Here is an 18,121-nt window from a genome sequence, read left to right on the forward strand (position 1 = left end):
ACTGGCGACGGGTCGCAACCCGATATGACAGATGCGCTCACACCTTCATGGCCGCAATCCATATCGCCGCAAGCTTCATCTTCTATCTCAAAAAATGAGTCCTGAGCCTAGGCAAAAATGGAAAAACCATAGTCAAATCTTTGCTTCTGCGACAAAACAAACGCACAATGTAAAAACCGACCGAAAGCTCATACTGCTGTTACCGAAGCATCGGACAATCTCATTATTGAACGATTTTTTACATTCACACTATGCTTTCGAAAATTTTCCTGTGATTACTACATTCCACCGCGTTCAGGCGGTTCGCATTGAGAAATACCGCTTCGAGTCTGCCCCGTAAAACTTCCAGGTTCACGAAAAATCGGTACCCTGCTCGCAGAACCAACCAATCTCCCGTGCGGACAGAGATAATGGCACCTCTAAAACGAAAGGATACCGAATGATCTCGAATATGCACATGATGATCCGAAATACCGGATCTGTATCCGGAGAACGATAACCCGTGACCTTTAATGTAACTCCAGATACCACCACTGGCTTCGCGACATCGCCGGTTACCGGCTTCGACGAAGGACTGGCGTCAGGTAATTTTTGCTGGCTTGTCAATTCCAGCAGTAAAGCAGAAGCACTTTTCACTACAGCAGGCACCTCGGTCGAGATTGAAGCGATTGTTGAGGTTTCAACCGCCGGCAAGGATAACATGATCGTCGCGATGCAGGATGGCCTGGTGTCACTTGCTATCGAACCATCCGGTTACGTACAGGCATATGTCGGAGCCGTTGCAAAAGGCACTTCCTTTACTCTTACATCCGCAACGACAATTCTGGATGGAACGCCTCACAGAATCGCGGCCACATTTGATGGTTCTAATGTCCTGATCTTCATTGACGGAAAGCTGGACGCATCAGGAGCAGTAACCTCTACGGCTCTGGCTGGAGTAAACTGGACAACCGGACAATTCGGGATTGGCTACTTTCCCGGTGCCTCCGGAACCACTTTTGCCAACTGGGGTCTGATAGACGAAGTCGCAATCTTTTCGCCTGCACGGGATACCACTGCCTATACACCCGAGACGGTACCTTACACAGGAACCGAGACAGGCCTGGTGGCCTTATATCATCTCGACGGAAATGGCACAGACAGCACAGTCGCCGCGGTTGCCTCAACGACATATACGCTGACCGGATCAGCGTCTCTGGTTGAGGGCACGGCCGCCACCTACACGCTTACTCCCAATAACAGTGGACCAGCCACAGCCGTAGTTGTAACACCGGCATCTACTATTACAGGCACCTTTAGCCCTGCAACCATTACATTACCAGCCGGTGTCACAACCGGGGTAACCTTTACTTTCACGCCATCTGCGACTGGCGCCGGAACGATTTCAACAACGAACAATGGCAGTCTGACTGACCCGGCTGCACTGACGATTTCAGTTGCGTCCTCCAGCACGCCGTTCAGCACGTATACACTCATCGGTCCAGTTTCTCTGACCGTCGGGAGCGCCTCCACGTTCACGGTCACTCCGGGAGCGGGAGCAGCGAACTCAAGTGCAATCACGATCACGCCAGCATCGACAGTTACCGGAACTTTTACGCCGGCATCAGTAACATTCACCGCAGGCAGCACATCCGCAGCCACTTTCACATTTACACCTGGCGCAAGTGGCACTGGCGATCTTACCACGACAAACAGCGCTTCTTTAACAAATCCGTCCGCAATCGCATTTTCGGCTGTTACGGCAGCTTCTTCTTTCACAACCTACACGCTGACCGGACCTGCGGCTCTGACCGCAGGATCGGCATCGACATATACCATCACTCCCGGAAGCGGTTCGGCTCTTTCTTCGGCAGTGACCTTCACACCAGCCTGTACACTGGGTGGCACATTCAGCCCTGCCACAGTCACTCTTTCAGCCGACTCCACTACAGCCGTAACATTTACGTTCACACCAGAAGCAGCCGGTTCCGGAACACTCAGTACTGCAAACAGTGGTAGCCTCACCAATCCGGCTTCACTTTCTCTTGTAGCTACTGCCGCTGCTGTACAAACCGGCCCGATGAACAATGCGGCCATTACCTATTCACCCTGGAACTGGTCAGTAACTGCAGCCGGCGCCATATCCGCCAACCCAGGCGCGTATCTGAATTTTGGATTTACCGGCACCACGCTGCAGATTAATTGCAATATCAGCGCGAACAGCGGTTCGATGCCCGAATTCTACGTCGTGATCGATGGTCAGGCACCACAACTCTTCACGGCCGCAGCGACGATAACGGTCACCCTGCCAACAGCTACGTCATCCTGGCCTGTCCACACGTGCGAACTGATATTTAAGTCATCCACATGCACAGCTGATCGCTGGTCGCCCCAGGAAACAAGCCTGACGATCACCAACATCGTGCTGACGACCGGGGCAACATTGTCGGTTATTGCACCATTTGCGAAGAAAGTTCTCGTCTATGGCGACAGTATCGTGGAGGGATATCAAACACTGCAGAAACTCACTTCCACCACTACAGATGCTGAAGTCAGTGACGCGAGTCTGGCCTGGGGTTACCAGCTCCGCAACGCGCTTGGTATCGAAGTAGGTATCGTCGCTTTTACGGGTACAGGCCTGACCGTGACCGGTAATGGTAATGTGCCGCCGCTGACCACGACGTGGAACCAGCTATGGAATGGGCAGCCACGAGACTTCACCGTAGCTCCTGATGTAATCGTAATTAATGAAGGTACAAATGACGGTGCGCATAGCGCATCAGAGAATGCTGTACAGACAGCAGCCGTAACCGTTTTGCAGGATCTTATCGCAACCTGCCCCGATACACAGATCGTGGTGATGCAGCCTTTTCAGGGAACGGGCAGTTACTTCACCACAGCCAGTCGGGTGACCGTAACAACTGCTCTTCAGGCTGCCATTTCGCAGTGCGCGAGTGGGCTGATCAGTTGGGTTCCAACCGATGGATGGTTTACGTCTGCCATGCCTACGGCAGACGGTACGCATCCGCTTGGCGTATCCACAATCCAGGATATTTTACCTGCTGCCGTAACAAGCCTGGCTCCACTTATGCAGCAGACGCTTCGCGTGTATTCGTTCTTCTGATTTTTAGCGAAAATCGCATCTATTACTGATTATCACAAAAGTTTTCGCTTCTTTTATAAGAGGCGGAAACTTTTAAATGGTATATTCCCATAAGAAAATTAGCAATTAATAAACTCCACTGAAAGAAGAATCATTCATAAATTGAATTGCGAAGCAACAACCGATATAATTAAAGCTCCCTTTTTCAGATCTGATCAGGATCAATGGCTCTTCCTCTTTCTGTACTGGCGACCGACTCTGCCGGAGACGTTGCCCACCTCATTGAAACTGCCCTGACGCCGGTTTTCCTGCTATCAGGGGTAGGCACTCTTCTTAACCTGTTTAATACACGATCCGCCCGCGTATCCGATCAGATCGAAAAAGCAACAGATCTGCTGGATGACGAACTCAATAAATCAGGTCGTAAAAATCTCAATAAACATATTAGACGCCTTCGTTATCGAATTATGGTGCTGGACGTCTCAATCATGTTCGGTGGTATTGCAGGGGCTGCAACCTGCGGTGCCGCCTTCGTTCTTTTTCTCGGAAGCGTTCGGGATGCCTCAATTGCGCTATGGCTTGTCGGACTGTTTGGAGCCGCGTTACTGGCTACAGTCGCCGCGCTTGCCGCCTTCATCGGCGATTGTTTTCTTTCCTGGACCAGCCTCAGAACCGACGGCCCGCTACCTAAAAGCGTCAGGCAAAGTGCAAAAAATATATGATAATAAAATAAAATGAGAAATTCAAAACCAAACTGATTTAATTGCGATTGCGACGATGCTGCCAAAGATTAATTAGTGCGATCACCAGTCCGATCATACCGAAACAAAAACCTGCGATAAGCGAGAATTCCGCCTGATCGGGATCAGGCATCAGAAACGATCCTGTAATACAAATAAGCGCAAAGCACCAGGCCGCCAGCGCTGAAATTATTAAAGCGTATTTCATTGTGCCAACTCTCCTTACAGCACAGACAAATTATAGCCCTGTAACCATTCATATATGCGGGTTAGACACATTGTTCCTGTGTAAAACACGCATATATTAAATTCGCTGCATAAAAAAGAAGGCTGACGCAATAGCCAGAAACATTTTAATGTCGGGAGTACGATTCAGCTTTACTCTGCAGCAGAAAACAATCTATTGGTACTTCATGCCGTTAATAGAGACATATCCGGGGACTTCCCAAGATCTGCCTGTACCATGATGAGTCCAGTCAACCCCCTGCCTCCGGGGCGCATCGTAGTAATAACGCCCAACGACCTCGGCATTATCTCCTTTCGTTACCCATGGCCAGTCAGGTGCGTTCATCTCATCTAAATCCGAAACAATCCGGATAGAAACACCATTACCAACGTCCATATAAAAATATCCGTGCCAGCCACTGCGGGTGCGCTTAGCCCTGCGTGACAAAGCAATCACTTTCCCGCATACGTGCACTGGAACATCTCGCTTTATTCCCCCGTTTTCAAATGCCCGTTGCGCTGCCAGAAAACCGCTATTATCGCAAACAGACGATAATGTCTGGGCCTGTGCCACCCCTCCCGCAACAAGCATTCCGACGAATACAGCTGCAAATCGGCATATAGTTCGTCTGGCCACCTTACACATTTCATCCTCCCGGCGAAAAAATTCATTGAAATCGGAAAGTTCCATCGCCATGGAAAGATAAAGCGTTTAAGGATTATCAACGCAAACAAAATAAGGCGCCAGAAAAGTATTTATTAATTAAAAACATACTCCAGTGGAAAAAAAACTATATCTACATCAAAACAGCTCAATTCATTTCTTAATAATTTGTTGAGCTTTGTTATTTCTGAGGCGTTTTTATTTTAAATGGCGGAGGGGAAGAGATTCGAACTCTCGATACCAGTTTCCCGGTATAACGGTTTAGCAAACCGCCGCCTTCAGCCACTCGGCCACCCCTCCTCCGGAGCGCGTATTTCTACGCAGCGTCAGTGGAGCCTGTTTAGAAGCTTATACGCGCCTCGTCAAACCTCATCAACCGCTTCACTGAACGATTGTGATAAATCTGACACATAATAACCATGGAAATTTTATACTCCAAAAACACGCTCTTATATATCGAAGCCATAATAAATTATCATATTTTAGTGTGACCTCCAAGTATATCTCTCACACTTTCAAATGCGCCTGTTACAGGAATTATTTCGGGCGCATCCTGTCTTAATTTCCACAATCTTTCATACGCGGAGACCACATCGTCAATGATACTTCGCCTACTGAAAATCCGCACATCATGACGACATGCAATTGCCTCTTCCGTTAAGGAAAGCAATTTCCCGGCAAGCTCCAGTTCACCAATATCACAAGCATAATGTACAGCAGCAAGAAGGCGCAGAGATAATTTTCGGACACTCACCTTCCGGGAAGGATCTGTCTTTACTGCACCAACAAGGAAGAGATCATCACATCTGCGGCTGTAATTCATTATGAATTTGCCTATCCTCCCAGAAAAGGCATTCAGTGAAGGCGCTCGCGGGTGCCAATGGTCTCGACCGCTATCATCTCAGAAAATTAAATCACATTCTCCTGAAATTAACCGAAAACGCTGCCTTCGAAAGCTTCTTCCCATGTTCCGGTCGTTGATGCACGACTATATTCAGTCGCCCGGTTCTCGAAGAAATTCGCGTGTTCAACGGCATTCAGCATATCGTCAACCCACGGCAGAGGATTACGCTCCAGTCCGCCGAAGATAGGATCAAGACCAATCTGACCAAGACGACGGTCAGCGATAAATCGAATATAAGATTTCACCTGATCGGCATCGAGCCCCTCAACCGGCCCGGCTTCAAAAGCAAGGTCAATAAAGGCATCCTCATGTTCCACGATCGTGGCGCATATCTGGGTAATTTCTGATTTCAGAGCATCCGTCCATATCTCCGGATTTTCCTGAATAAAAGTACGGAATAATCTTGCAATCGAAAGACAGTGCAGCGTCTCGTCGCGAACCGACCATGAAACGATTTGCCCCATACCTTTCAATTTGTTGAATCTTGGAAAGTTTAACAGAATTGCAAATGACGCGAAAAGCTGTAGTCCTTCGGTAAATGCACCGAAAGCGGCAAGTGTTTTTGCGATTTCATGCTTGTTTTCAACAGAAAACTGCTGCATGTAATCATATTTATCTTTCATTTCCTTATATTTCAGGAACATTGAATATTCAGTTTCAGGCATACCAATAGTATCCAGAAGATGACTATAAGCAGCTATATGAATAGTTTCGATATTTGAAAATGCCGACAACATCATAAGAACTTCTGTCGGCTTAAAAACCTGACTGTAATGTTTCATATAGCAGTTATTCACTTCAACATCCGACTGTGTGAAGAAGCGGAAAATCTGCGTAACCAGATGACGCTCTCCTTCGCTCAGAACACGATGCCAGTCCTTGACATCATCCGCCAATGGCACTTCTTCCGGCAACCAGTGAACACGCTGCTGCGTCAGCCACGCGTCGTAAGCCCAAGGATAACGGAATGGCTTGTAAACAGGGTTTGCGGTCAGAAGATCAAATTTTTCCGGAAGCGACATGAGAGCACCTGCAAGATGAGAAGAAACATATAAAAACAGGCAACAATGCTAACAGAGGATGAGCATACATCACCTGACGATATAAAAAACATTCTGCAAATTGTACACTTTTCAGAATGTTTTATTCGCCAGAAATTTCCGAAAATTTACTGGCAGGCGAGGCATTCTTCGTAATTTGTGCCACCATCAGAAGCTGCAGGAGATGGCTTGGCAAGTGTGATTTCATCTTTCTGCGTTACATTACTCACCGTATCGGCACGCTGGATCGACAGGGAACGACAATAATAAAGAGACTTCAGTCCCCTTTTCCACGCCATATGATGAATCTGGTGCAAATCACGCTTATGAACGTTAGCCGGCAGGAAAAGATTTACCGACTGCGCCTGACAAATGAAAGGCGCGCGGTCAGCCGCATGCTCGACAACCCACCGCTGATCCAGCTCAAAGGCTGTCTTAAAAACGTCTTTTTCGTCCTGCGTCAGAAAATCGAGGTGCTGAACACTGCCCTTACTGAGCGTAATCGAAGACCAGACATCGTCTGTGTCCTGTCCTTTTTCCTTCAACAGCGTCCGCAAATGACGATTTCGAACGGCAAATGATCCTGACAATGTTTTTTGTAAAAAGACATTTGCTGCTATCGGCTCAATTCCCGGACTGGCATTGCCTGCAATAATCGAAATCGATGCCGTTGGTGCAATGGCCAGTTTATTGGAAAAGCGCTCCTGAAAGCCATATTCTTCAGCATCCGGACATGCTCCCCGGGTTTTCGCCAGCTTCCGCGATGCCTCATCGGCTTCCACACGGATCTGCTTAAAAATTTTCCGGTTCCATGCCTTTGCGATCGCACTTTCAAACGGCACTTTTCGTGCCTGCAGAAAAGAATGAAACCCCATCACACCCAAGCCAACAGAACGCTCGCGCGAAGCGGCGTAGGCAGCCCGCTTCATCTCAGGAGGAGCACGATCGATAAAATCCTGCAGCACATTATCGAGGAATAACATCACATCGGGGATGAAATTTTCATCCTCGCGCCAGTCATCCCAGGTTTCCAGATTGAGTGAGGAGAGGCAGCAAACGGCCGTACGTTGCTTGCCGTGATGATCAATGCCGGTGGGCAGCGTAATTTCAGAACAAAGATTCGATGTTTTGACTTCCAGCCCAGCGAGCTTGTGGTGCTCGGGACGCGCGTTATTCACATGGTCTGAGTACACCACATAAGGCTCACCCTGCTCCATGCGCGCCGTCAGTATCCGTATCCAGAGTGAGCGCGCTGATACCTTACGGATTACCAAATGATCCTTTGGTGACATCAACGCCCATTCAGAATCCGCTTCAACAGCTCGCATAAAATCGTCTGAAACGAGAACACCGTGATGGAGATTGAGTGCCTTACGATTGGGGTCCCCCCCTGTCGGACGGCGCATCTCGATAAATTCTTCGATTTCCGGATGCCAGACCGGAAGATACACCGCCGCGGAGCCACGTCGCAGCGATCCCTGACTGATCGCGAGTGTAAGACTGTCCATCACACGAATGAAAGGGATCACCCCGGACGTCTTGCCATTCCGACCAACATTCTCGCCGATGGAGCGCAGATTGCCCCAGTAAGATCCGATGCCGCCACCTTTTGAAGCAAGCCAGACATTTTCGTTCCAGAGGCCTACAATCCCCTCAAGACTGTCAGAAGCTTCATTCAGAAAGCATGAAATTGGTAAACCACGACTGGTGCCGCCATTCGACAGAATCGGTGTTGCCGGCATGAACCAGTGCCGCGAAATATAATCATAAATTCTCTGAGCATGAGCGACATCATCGCCATAATAGGAAGCCACCCGGGCAAACAGATCCTGATAGCCCTCATCCGGAAGCAGATAGCGGTTATCGAGGGTCGCCTTACCGAAATCCGTTAGTAAGGAATCCCGTGAGCGATTGACCCGCACGGGATGATGCCCGGGGAGCTGAACGACGTCCTCAAGCATGTCGGGTTCAAACAGGCTGCCCGCGTCAGCAGAATAGCTTCCGGAGGTCTCGATCAACGCTTCAGACATGTCAGTTAAACTCACCCCGGCTGCTCCAGATTGCTGAAAATGCGGCAGATCGCAGGCGCTGGTGAGTCCACCCTGTCGAGCCGTGGACACAATATGCGGTAACGATCAGCCAGGCCAGCACAAGATGTAGGGGTTAAGGTAAAAAAATTGGTTGACGGAGACAGATGGCTGAAGTGTCCCGATTTTTTGAATCACCTTTCTTCCACAGCTTCCCGGCTGATCAGCCCGGACAACATCATTCGTCGATGGGATTCAGAGATTCCCGCTCCGACCGCCAGAGCGGCTTCAAGGGCGCGACGGCCGGCAAGTCCGTCCACCAGCACCGGTGCGCCGTGAAGACAGGACGCAGCAAAGGCGACATGTTCGGCGGCAAGCGAATCGTGTTCCTTCCATGAGGCCGATTCGCGCCGGAACCCGCCGCTGCCGGGCAGGGCCATGCCTCGCTCGCGCCCGATCATCGTTAGTTCCCTTTTGCCAAAATCCGCCGAAAGGTACCCTTCTTCCGAAAACAGACGCATCTTTCGCTCCGTCTTCAGAGAAATCCGGCTGGCGGTAATCGTGGCGACACATCCATTTGTGAAGCGTACGCGCGCATTGGCTATGTCCTCGTGCTCCGAACTCACGGCTGCACCAACCGCATCGACCTGCTCAATGGGGCTTTCAACAATGGCCAGGATCAGATCAAGGTCATGAATCATCAGGTCCAGAATGACCGATACATCGGTCCCGCGCGGCTTGAACGGGGCGATTCGCGTTGCTTCTATATAAAGCGGCCGTGTAATCCGTTGTGTGATGGCTTCATATTCGGCTGAATATCGAAGCAGATGACCAACCTGCAAAATGCGGTCGGCGGTTCGGGCCAGCGTGATCAGTTCATCAGCTTCGGCAAGCGTGGCGGCCACAGGCTTTTCAACAAGAACATGTTTTCCGGCTCTGAGCGCCCCTGCTGCCAGAGAAAAATGCAATTCAGCCGGCGCGGCTATAATGACGGCTTCAACCTCCGCCATGAGATCATCTGCAGAATCAAAGGCTCTGGTGCCGACCTCCGACGCAACGGCTACAGCCTTTTCCCGATCGGGATCAAACACACCAATCAGGGCTTCACTGGTTAGCGCCGCTGATTTCAGCGCATGAAAGCGGCCAAAATGCCCGCACCCGATGAGCCCCGTCCGGAGAACATTGTCCCCTTTGTGCGCCACCGGAGTATTTTTTCTGAACATATTCTGCCTCTGTCATCCTGCGCTCTGGCTGCTTCAGCCCGCCTCAGGTTTCAGGCAAAAAGCAATTATCGTCCAGGGAGAAATATACCGGAGCATAATTCCCGGCCTGGTCATGACACGCGACAGACCTAACGCACTGATCGGTAATATGGGACTCCCAGCGCGGCAGGGGCGGCCATCACACGTCGCATACGCTTCCACAACACGACCGGCAGGATAATAAACGCCAGTGTTCCAAGATAAGGCAGCATATTCAGCACCGGCGCGGCAATGGGCCAGCCCCGCGCCTGGCCAAGGAACCCGATGGCCGTGATGAGTCCGAATAACAGGCCGGCTGCTGCTGCATTAAACGGCCTGTATCCGGCAAAAATAACAAGAGCCACCGCAATCCATCCGCGACCGGAAACCATGCCTTCGGACCAGCTTGGAATCACAGCCAGGCTGAGATAAGCGCCCGCAGCACCGGCAAGAGCAGCCCCGACAACCACGTAACAGAAGCGCATGGCCACGACCGGAATTCCGGCGGCATCCGCAGCTGCCGGATTTTCTCCGACCGCACGCATATTAAGACCATGACGGGTATGAAACAGTAACCAGTGAAAAAAAGCCGGCAGCAGCAGATAAACTGGCACCACCAGCAGGTTCTGCGCAAAAAAAGCAGGACCAATGACTGGCAGGGAACCCAGCACCGGAATGCGGACAGGCGCGAACGTGACTGGCGCCGGCATTCCAGCCACGGAGTGGCCAATTGTAGCGGAGAGGCCCAGCCCGAGGAATGTAATTGCCAGCCCGCACAACACCTGGTTAGCGCGCATCACGACCGCCGCAAATGCAAAAACAGCTCCACCCAGCGCTCCCACAGCGAGAGCTGCCAGCAAACCAGCCCACGGGTCAGGAACTGCCATGACCGTCACAATCGCAGTGGCCGCACCAAGCGACATAAGACCTTCGACACCCAGATCAGTGACTCCGACACGTTCAGCCAGCACCTCTCCTATCGCCGCAAGAGAGAGAACGCCTCCTGCGAGAACGGCGGTAGAGAGAAGGCCTGTGAGCAAAGCGATCATGTCGTTACCTTCGGGGTCGCAACCGGGGCAGAAGGTGGCAGGCGCACAGCCGGCGTGACCGGACGATAGTGAGCCAGTTCATCACCTATTGCGATCAGAAGCAGAACAAGGCCGGTAATAGCCAGCACAACTGTCGCCGCAAGCTGCCTGGTCTGGAGAACGATTGCTGCATCGAGAATCAGGGCCATCAGCAATGCGGCAGGAATGACTGCTAGACACGAACGCCGTGCCAGAACTGCAACCACAATACCCAGATAACCAAAATTATCAGCCATACCGCCTTGCAGACGGTGAACCGTTCCGGCCACTTCAAACATGCCCGCAAGCGCGGCGAGTGCCCCTGAAAGCAGCATGACAGCAATAATGCGCGCGCGCGTTGGCATACCCGCATACCGCGCGGCTCCCGGGTTGGCGCCGCTGATGCGTACTTCGTAGCCCCAACTCGTCCAGGTCATGATCGCGGCCAAGCCGCCTGCAACCAGGAGAGCAATCGGGAACCCCCAGTGAACGACGCCCCAGAACTCGGGAATGGCGACATGGATACGCCCTGTCGAAGCCAGCGCTCCGGTCACGCGATCCCGCCATGGCCCGGTAGCCAGCCAGTACGTCAGCAGCCCGGCAACGAAATTCAGGAGGAGAGTGGTAATAATCTCATTTACACCGGCATAGGCGCGGGCAAGTGTCGGCACTGCGATCCAGGCCACGCCACAGAGCATCGCGGTTACCGCCATCACTGGCAGAACAACAATCGGCGACCCGGGCATATAAAGGCCAACTCCGGCCGCTCCGATAGCTCCGAGATAAAATTGCCCCTCTCCGCCGATGTTCCACAGCCCGATCCGGCTTGTGACCGTGACGGCGCTACCTGTGAGAATGAGCGGCGTCATGAACAGGGCAAGATCCTCAAGCCCGAAACGTGACCCTATGGTGGATTTCAGAACCAGAACCGCCAGTTCAAACACATTACGGCCAGAAAGAGCCAGCAACAGGCCAATGATAAGAGCCGCAGCGACAAGAGCGGCGGCACGCCATGCCAGCACAAGACGGGCTGGCGCCGTGGGAAATCTCTGGAAACGCGTCACGAGAGAATCGCCCCCTCTGCGACGGACATTTTTGTTTCCGACGTTTCCGTGCGCCCTCCCATCAGCAGGCCGATCCGTTCAATATCTGCTTCGGCAGCATCCAGGACGGCCATCAGACGCCCATGACACAGAACACCGATTCTGTCGGAGAGATTCAGGAGTTCTTCCAGATCTTCTGAAACGACAACAATACCGACGCCCTGATCCCGTAAGTCCGCGAAATAACGATGCATCGTCGCGATAGCCCCGATGTCCAGCCCCCGGCTCGGATAAGCGGCCACAAGCAGGCGTCTGGCAATCCGGATTTCCCTGCGGGCGACAAGACGTTGCTGGTTGCCCCCGGAAAGATTGCGAACTGGCATGGCAAAATCGGGAATATTCACCTCAGCGATATTCGCGATCTCCCGGGCAAGTTCCAGTGCGGCCTCTGCGTGATAGAATCCATGCCCCCCGATCGGAGGCTGTTCGTATTCCCGCAAAACCATATTGTCAGTGATACTGAGAGATGGAGCGAGAGCACTGTGAAGACGATCCTGCGGGATATGACCAACACCCTGTCGCGCGAAAGCAGCGGCTCCGGGCTCCGCCGGAGCACCGCCGAGCAGAACGGTTCCTCTGCCCGGCGGCGTCAGCCCGGTCAGAACTTCCGTCAGTTCTCGCTGTCCATTCCCCGCCACCCCGGCGATACCAAGAATCTCTCCTCCGAACACATCCAGAGTGACATCTGAGAGTGTTGTCACTCCGCGATCATCACGCACGCTGACGTCGCGCAGGCTGAGTTCCGGAACTGTTCCGCGAGGCGCAGCTCCTTCGGAGCGAAGCAAAAGATTTTGCCGGACCACTTCGCGCCCGACCATAGTGGCCGCCAGCATCCTGGGTGCACAGTCTGCCGTATCCCAAGTACCGATTTTCCGGCCACCGCGCAGAATCGTAACGCGATCTGAAATTTCCATCACTTCGTCGAGTTTATGACTGATGATGATGACGGCATTGCCTTCCGCGCGAAAAGCTCGCAAAGCACGAAACAGATCCCGCGCTTCCGATGGTGTCAGCACCGCCGTGGGCTCATCGAGAATCAGCAGCCGTGCCTTCCGCGCGAGCACGCGGAGAATCTCCACACGCTGCTGTTCACCTGCGGATAGATCCTCCACACGCGCTGACGGATCAACCGGAAATCCAAAACGCTCAGAAAGTTCCTGTGTGCGGGCCTCAAGAACAGCAGGAGAAGCATTCCGGGGCGTCTCCGACCATCCCAGATGGATATTTTCCGCCACAGTAAACGCCGGCACCAGTTTGAAATGCTGATGCACCATACCGATTCCGGCTTTTATCGCCTCCTGAGGAGAGGAAAACTGCACGCCGTAACCGTCAAAAATCATTTCTCCCGCATCTGCCAGATAGATGCCGGTAACAACATTCATCAGGGTCGATTTGCCGGCTCCATTTTCTCCCAGGAGTGCGAGAATTTCACCCGACAGGACATCCAGACTGACGTCTTCATTCGCAATGACGCCTGGAAAATATTTGGCTATGCCAACCAGTTGCAAAACAGGCGGTGTTCCCGGCGCGACAGGAGGCGGCCTCATCCCCGCAGGACTCACGCGATCAGCCAAGACCGGTCATCCCCTGCACGCCCCAGTCCCATTGATAGATCGTGTCATCATCCATGACGACACCGGCGGGTACCCGGACGGCTCCGCTATTGTCACGGATTGGCCCGCGAAACGGATTATAACCTGCGAGGATACGTGATCGCATCTCATCGGCACGAGTTGCGATTTCAGGCGGCACGGTCTCACCCCACGAATCGCGGTCAACCCCGTTTGCAAGGGTGAGGAAACGAGGCGCCGCATGCCATGTGCCGTTCAGCCTTGCTTTGACCTGCTCGACATAGAATCGGGAAAAATCAAGGACCACAGAACTGACATAGGCCTTCGGGCCGAATTGCCGCATGCCAAGATTCCACATTGCCGCCTTGATCCCGCGACTCTCCGCCACTCTCAGATAGGCAGGCTCATCAGTAATACCGCACAGAAAATCACAGCCACTATCTACCAGAGCACTGGCCGCCTGTGTTGCGGCCTGCGGGTCAAACCATGAGTTGATCGCAATAGCATTCATTGTACAGGCCGGATTCACAGACTGCGCACCGAGCAAGGTCGCATTCGCGCTGGCATAGACCGACGGGACCGGAAACGTACCGACGTAACCGAGCTTCCCGGTCTTTGTCATCAGACCGGCGGCAATACCGATAATGTAACTGGCATACCAGTGTGTTATATAAAACCAGCCAAGATTATCTGTGACTGTATGCCCGTCACACTCCAGAAAAGCGACCCCAGGCGCGCGATCAGCAACATCTTTGATGAAATCACCATAATTGGACGTGGCGATAACCATCTGCGCCCCTTCGGCCACGAATTGTCGAAAAATCCGTGTTGCATCGGCGGAGTAAGGCACGCTCTCGACATAAACCAGCCTGAGTTTCGGAAAAGCCTTACGAACGGCCTGCACGCCAAGATCATGCGCGGTTGTCCATCCTCCGTCGGTAATCGGCCCGGTATGACCGAATGCAATCAGCGCGTTTTCTTCCGCAACGGGCGCGAAAGAGTCTGACGCTGACCTGTCAGCGGCCCGCATACCTCCGGGCACCAGAAAGCTGCCCGCGACTCCCGCACCAAGACCGGAAACCAGATCGCGACGCCCTAAGCCACGTGGTCGTAATAACCGGTCACGCCTGAAAGCGTCATAGCCGCCACATTTCAGATACTCCGTCATGAAGGTTCCCCCCGGTCCCTTCATGAGCGTGCACTCCCGTCACAACTCATATATCTCCTCCATCGCAGTGTGACACAATCAGACTGACATCCGCCGTATCGTTTTGCGATCGTTGTGATTCATTTGTCGGTCAATTGTCGCAATCAGGCAAGTCCGTCACTCTGCACCATTGCAATACCGACATCAGACAAGCGCGTTTCTGCCTCATGAACAGATCCGATCCCCCTGCAAGCATCCATAATGACAAAAGTATCGAAGCCAGTTTTCTGCGCATCTTTCGCAGTGGCAGTTACACAGACGTCAAGAGCCAGACCCGCTATGAACACGCGGGCAATACCAAGGCCGTCCATAAGGGAAGAAAGGCCGGTTGTACGTCCTGCATTATCAAAGAACGCTGAATAACTGTCACTCTCTTTATACCGGCCCTTACGAAGAATGATGCTGATAAATTCATCACTTAGCAGAGTGGCCAGCTCGGCGCCCTGTGTCCCGGCGACACAATGTTCTGGCCAGAGCCCCCCCGATCCGACAAAAGACATATGCTCCACCGGATGCCAGTCCTGTGTCGCAATGACAGCGCCAAAAGGTAGTCGCCCCAGCCGGTTAATAACAGAAATAATCTCGTCGCCTCCAGGCACGGCGAGGGAACCTCCGGGCAGAAAATCATTCTGCACATCGATAATAAGAAGCGCATCCTGCGGCTTAACAGTGATCATGTCGATCAGAATAACGCTTGTGAATTTTCTTCGATACCGAGATGATGCCAGCACATGAAATCAACTAAAAAAATAACCTGCGAACAAAATACCTGAAATGGAAAGTTCTCCGGTCACTGGCTGGCAACCGCTGATGTTTGCGTCTGACTTGTCCGACGCGACAGTGAAAGCAGCGCAGATCGGAGCACAAAAACTGGCTATCTGGCGCGATTCGTACGGCAAGATCCAGGCTGTCGAGGATCGCTGCCCCCATCGCAACATGCGGCTCAGTCTGGGTTTTGTGCGGGGAGATATGCTGACATGCCTGTATCACGGCTGGCGTTTCGACGAGCACGGACAATGTCGTGCGATTCCGGCTCATCCCGATATTACACCTGACGACACGACCAGTGTGACGACATTTCCGGCAGTCGATTACTGCGGAATTATCTGGGGTCTGACGAACAAAACTGACACCCGGCAAAGCCCGGCAGAAGAGTGGCATCTGCCGTCGGTTAAGACCGTCACTCCCGTGCGCACATTATTGATCCAGGTCCCGCTAAAGATTGCCATGAAGCAATTTGGATCTGTGCCAGGTCGCAGCGTCCGCCTGTCAGAAACAACCGGCAACGGGTCAATATTACCCCTGCTGCTCGTCGCACGATCCATTGGTCAGAACGCAACACAACTGCACGTCCTGCTCGAAGACGTGGCAGCGTCGGAAACATGCGAGCAGGCTTCCTTGTGGGCAATAAATTTTCTCAGCATGGCGGAGCGTAATTACGCAGAGACGGATCAGAATACGTGATCTGATTCTGCGCCAGACAGTTACTACCATCCAGCCCCTCATCTATGCGGCGTATCTATAAAATATATCTATTGCAGATATAACTGATTAATATCACAATCGGAATGTCAGTCAGAACACCGGCATTATGTTGATCTCAGCCTGGGGGAAAATATTTTCCGTTCTGCCTTTGCCCGGCAAACCCGCGCGGATATGAATCTCTTCCAGATTTTCCATACTAAATTTCTCACGCGGAATATTAGCTTTTTGCGTCGTAAATCACTGCGCCTCCTGATCGCAAGCATCACAACCGGAAAGTCCATTATCTATCGGAGATTCCCATTTTTCCAAAGTTACGGAAAATTATATGATGCAGTTACCTGAAAAATTCCGTCAGTCTTTATATTGCGATGTGTGAGACCCTGCTCTATGGCTGGCCTGACTTCATTTATTCATGATTTCTTCCGGAGCCATCATAGTGTTTCTGATTGGAAAATTGCTGACGATAGCTATGCTTCCAACAGCTTTTCTTATCGAAACTCTTCTTTTAGGCCTGATCTTTTATCGATTTCGGTCAGGACGATTCCTCATTATGGCTGCGGCATCCGGACTTGCTATCTGCCTTGTCTTTCCGGTTGATCAATGGGCTATCAGACCACTGGACGATCGCTTTCCACAAGTAAAAATGCCTCCGGCACATATTGACGGCATTATCGTGCTAGGGGGATCTGTTGACGATGTAACAAGTGAAGATCGACAAACACCCGTTACAGGTACAGCTGGTGATCGGCTGACTACCTTTGCCATCCTGGCCCGCCATTATCCCAATGCAAAGCTGCTATTTACCGGTGGTTCTGGCGATATTGTTCAGGGTATAACCAACGAGGCAAAATGGGTTCATATTCTGTTTGACGGTCTCGGTCTGCCTCCGGACCGGGTCATATATGAAAATCATTCACGTACAACCAGAGAGAACGCTACAGAAAGCTTTGCTCTCATTCATCCCAAACCTGATGAGACATGGATTCTGGTGACCTCAGCGAGCCACATGCCGCGCTCGGTAGGTGTATTCCGTAAGGCTGGCTGGCATATTATTCCATGGCCTGTCGGTTACATGTCCCGGGACAGGCTGAAAAGCTACACTTTATCGCTTGGTACACGCATGGCCATTCTCGACTGGGCCGCTCATGAATGGATTGGCATGGTAGCTTATCGTGCTCATGGCTGGACAGACGCATTATTCCCGGGACCAGTGCCCCCGAAACACTAGTAATCAAAGAAGCGGAATGAAGATATGATCCATGAAAATATTCAAATCAAAAACACTATTTCGGAAACAAATAATTCCATCAGAAAACTCTCCCCTTTTCGACTTCTGACCGAAAGCCAGACAAAGCTGGTCAAGGATATTGTGAATTTTTGCGAACACCACATCCGTGACAACCACGCTGCGCTCGTGATCGAAGGAGATGCCGGAACAGGAAAAAGTCTTGCTCTCAATACAGCTTTTACTCGCATTCAGACCGAAGCCAGGCAGGAAAAAAATTCTCCTTTATACGAAACGCAGAATATTCTGCTCGTAAATCACCCCGAAATGATTAAGCTTTACCGAAATATCTCGACAAATATTTCTGCCTTGCGACGCAAGGATTATGAACGACCAACAACATTCATCAATACAGCACAAAAATCTGACAGAGCCTGAATCAGAAAGCGGCTTGATTGATTTTTCGCAGAACTCTGCGGATATGGGCAATCATCAACCATGCGCAGGATGACGAGATTGTTGTCTCGACATCCTTCGTGA

The 18,121-nt window shown here is 51.8% G+C and carries 16 protein-coding genes, 1 tRNA gene and 2 pseudogenes; 6 read left to right on the top strand and 13 right to left on the bottom strand.

Going from position 1 to position 18,121, the window contains the following annotated elements; genetic code table 11:
* From GOB90_RS19375 to GOB90_RS17210, 3 genes and pseudogenes are all read left to right on the top strand, one after another.
* Positions 1-98: pseudogene (locus tag GOB90_RS19375) on the top strand (IS5/IS1182 family transposase); the annotation flags it as partial.
* A 404-nt stretch (positions 99-502) separates the two neighbouring features.
* Positions 503-3,103: a GDSL-type esterase/lipase family protein gene (locus GOB90_RS17205; RefSeq protein WP_146892523.1), complete on the top strand. Its 2,601-nt coding sequence runs from the start codon at positions 503-505 to the stop codon at positions 3,101-3,103.
* A gap of 203 nt (positions 3,104-3,306) precedes the next feature.
* Positions 3,307-3,804, top strand: coding sequence for a DUF2721 domain-containing protein (locus tag GOB90_RS17210; protein WP_146892521.1), 498 nt, complete (start codon positions 3,307-3,309; stop codon positions 3,802-3,804).
* A gap of 37 nt (positions 3,805-3,841) precedes the next feature.
* Here the strand turns inward: GOB90_RS17210 and GOB90_RS17215 are convergent, their stop codons facing one another.
* The 12 genes from GOB90_RS17215 to GOB90_RS17270 all read right to left on the bottom strand — a co-directional run bounded on the left by GOB90_RS17215 (position 3,842) and on the right by GOB90_RS17270 (position 15,548).
* Positions 3,842-4,030 (bottom strand): hypothetical protein, encoded by a 189-nt coding sequence (locus tag GOB90_RS17215; protein ID WP_146892519.1) that lies wholly within the window; start codon positions 4,028-4,030, stop codon positions 3,842-3,844.
* A gap of 192 nt (positions 4,031-4,222) precedes the next feature.
* On the bottom strand, positions 4,223-4,639 hold the full coding sequence (locus tag GOB90_RS17220) for a hypothetical protein (RefSeq protein WP_221223411.1): 417 nt from the start codon (positions 4,637-4,639) through the stop codon (positions 4,223-4,225).
* A 280-nt stretch (positions 4,640-4,919) separates the two neighbouring features.
* Positions 4,920-5,011 (bottom strand) — tRNA-Ser (locus GOB90_RS17225).
* Positions 5,012-5,186: 175 nt separating this feature from the next.
* On the bottom strand, positions 5,187-5,534 hold the full coding sequence (locus tag GOB90_RS17230) for a hypothetical protein (RefSeq protein WP_146892517.1): 348 nt from the start codon (positions 5,532-5,534) through the stop codon (positions 5,187-5,189).
* A gap of 107 nt (positions 5,535-5,641) precedes the next feature.
* Positions 5,642-6,637, bottom strand: coding sequence for a ribonucleotide-diphosphate reductase subunit beta (locus tag GOB90_RS17235; RefSeq protein WP_146892515.1), 996 nt, complete (start codon positions 6,635-6,637; stop codon positions 5,642-5,644).
* A gap of 146 nt (positions 6,638-6,783) precedes the next feature.
* On the bottom strand, positions 6,784-8,685 hold the full coding sequence (locus GOB90_RS17240) for a ribonucleoside-diphosphate reductase subunit alpha (protein WP_146892513.1): 1,902 nt from the start codon (positions 8,683-8,685) through the stop codon (positions 6,784-6,786).
* Positions 8,686-8,876: 191 nt separating this feature from the next.
* Positions 8,877-9,905: a Gfo/Idh/MocA family protein gene (locus tag GOB90_RS17245; protein ID WP_146892511.1), complete on the bottom strand. Its 1,029-nt coding sequence runs from the start codon at positions 9,903-9,905 to the stop codon at positions 8,877-8,879.
* Positions 9,906-10,033: 128 nt separating this feature from the next.
* On the bottom strand, positions 10,034-10,972 hold the full coding sequence (locus tag GOB90_RS17250; protein WP_146892509.1) for an ABC transporter permease: 939 nt from the start codon (positions 10,970-10,972) through the stop codon (positions 10,034-10,036).
* Positions 10,969-12,054, bottom strand: a complete 1,086-nt coding sequence (locus GOB90_RS17255) for an ABC transporter permease (RefSeq protein WP_146892507.1) — start codon at positions 12,052-12,054, stop codon at positions 10,969-10,971. The genes GOB90_RS17250 and GOB90_RS17255 overlap by 4 nt, the downstream gene beginning before the upstream one ends.
* The gene (locus GOB90_RS17260; protein ID WP_146892531.1) at positions 12,051-13,640 is read right to left on the bottom strand and encodes an ABC transporter ATP-binding protein; all 1,590 of its coding nucleotides are present in this window, start codon (positions 13,638-13,640) and stop codon (positions 12,051-12,053) included. Before GOB90_RS17260 ends, GOB90_RS17255 begins: the two co-directional genes overlap by 4 nt.
* Positions 13,641-13,659: 19 nt before the next feature.
* Positions 13,660-14,832: a BMP family ABC transporter substrate-binding protein gene (locus tag GOB90_RS17265; protein WP_146892529.1), complete on the bottom strand. Its 1,173-nt coding sequence runs from the start codon at positions 14,830-14,832 to the stop codon at positions 13,660-13,662.
* Between the two features lie 143 nt (positions 14,833-14,975).
* The gene (locus GOB90_RS17270; RefSeq protein ID WP_146892527.1) at positions 14,976-15,548 is read right to left on the bottom strand and encodes an isochorismatase family protein; all 573 of its coding nucleotides are present in this window, start codon (positions 15,546-15,548) and stop codon (positions 14,976-14,978) included.
* A 133-nt stretch (positions 15,549-15,681) separates the two neighbouring features.
* On the opposite strand from GOB90_RS17270, the gene GOB90_RS17275 reads away from it, so the two are divergent.
* From GOB90_RS17275 to GOB90_RS17285, 3 genes are all read left to right on the top strand, one after another.
* Positions 15,682-16,335, top strand: coding sequence for a Rieske (2Fe-2S) protein (locus GOB90_RS17275; protein WP_146892505.1), 654 nt, complete (start codon positions 15,682-15,684; stop codon positions 16,333-16,335).
* Positions 16,336-16,768: 433 nt separating this feature from the next.
* Positions 16,769-17,584, top strand: a complete 816-nt coding sequence (locus GOB90_RS17280) for a YdcF family protein (protein ID WP_194300979.1) — start codon at positions 16,769-16,771, stop codon at positions 17,582-17,584.
* A 24-nt stretch (positions 17,585-17,608) separates the two neighbouring features.
* Complete coding sequence (locus tag GOB90_RS17285) at positions 17,609-18,019, top strand: DNA/RNA helicase domain-containing protein (RefSeq protein WP_173572182.1); 411 nt, start codon at positions 17,609-17,611, stop codon at positions 18,017-18,019.
* Position 18,020: 1 nt separating this feature from the next.
* Here GOB90_RS17285 and GOB90_RS17290 read toward each other — a convergent pair.
* Positions 18,021-18,121, bottom strand: a pseudogene (locus tag GOB90_RS17290) (IS5/IS1182 family transposase); the annotation flags it as partial.

Origin of the sequence: Acetobacter oeni, assembly GCF_011516825.1 — a bacterium.
Taxonomy (GTDB): domain Bacteria; phylum Pseudomonadota; class Alphaproteobacteria; order Acetobacterales; family Acetobacteraceae; genus Acetobacter; species Acetobacter oeni.